Source organism: Sporosarcina luteola (genome assembly GCF_023715245.1).
Classification (GTDB): Bacteria; Bacillota; Bacilli; order Bacillales_A; family Planococcaceae; genus Sporosarcina; species Sporosarcina luteola_C.
Genome location: NZ_JAMBNV010000014.1, coordinates 1 through 802, shown reverse-complemented (window position 1 = coordinate 802; position 802 = coordinate 1). Strand labels below are relative to the sequence as shown.

2 tRNA genes and 2 rRNA genes are annotated in these 802 nt (G+C 47.8%); all 4 read left to right on the top strand.

Annotated elements, in window-relative coordinates:
• Positions 1-99 (top strand): 16S ribosomal RNA (locus M3152_RS17765); the annotation flags it as partial.
• A 133-nt stretch (positions 100-232) separates the two neighbouring features.
• A tRNA-Ile gene (locus tag M3152_RS17760) sits at positions 233-309 on the top strand.
• Between the two features lie 10 nt (positions 310-319).
• Positions 320-395: transfer RNA gene (locus M3152_RS17755), tRNA-Ala, on the top strand.
• 286 nt (positions 396-681) lie between these two features.
• Positions 682-802 (top strand): 23S ribosomal RNA (locus tag M3152_RS17750); the annotation flags it as partial.

Below are 802 nucleotides of genomic sequence, written 5' to 3'. Positions count from 1 at the left end.
AACCCTTACGGGAGCCAGCCGCCGAAGGTGGGACAGATGATTGGGGTGAAGTCGTAACAAGGTAGCCGTATCGGAAGGTGCGGCTGGATCACCTCCTTTCTAAGGATAATTACGGAATATGAACCTTAGGTTCATACGTTGACGTTTTGCGTTCAGTTTTGAAGGTTCATTGGATAGTTTCAGACACAGTGCGTGTTTGAAACAGATAATAGAAACTTCATAATCCCTGAAGGGGCCTATAGCTCAGCTGGTTAGAGCGCACGCCTGATAAGCGTGAGGTCGGTGGTTCGAGTCCACTTAGGCCCACCATTCATATTCCGGGGCCTTAGCTCAGCTGGGAGAGCGCCTGCCTTGCACGCAGGAGGTCAGCGGTTCGATCCCGCTAGGCTCCACCAATTACTTCATTTAAGAGTAATTTGTTCATTGAAAACTGGATAAAACGACATTGAAGCAACAAAACATCAAGTAATCAACCGAGTCGATCACTTTTGTGATTGAACAATACTTTTTTAACGAGTAGTTTCGTGTACTTATCGCTAAGTACCACTACTCACCCGAGGATTACGAGAAGCAAGCAGTGCTAGGAAGCGATGGAGAGAGGGAAGGAACGTATTTCAATACGTGACTGACTGATCGACTGAGCTGACAACGCAGTGCGCAGCTTATCGAAATCCGTATAAAGGTTAAGTTAGAAAGGGCGCACGGCGGATGCCTTGGCACTAGAAGCCTATGAAGGACGGCACTAACACCGATATGCTTCGGGGAGCTGTAAGTAAGCTGTGATCCGAAGATTTCCGAATGG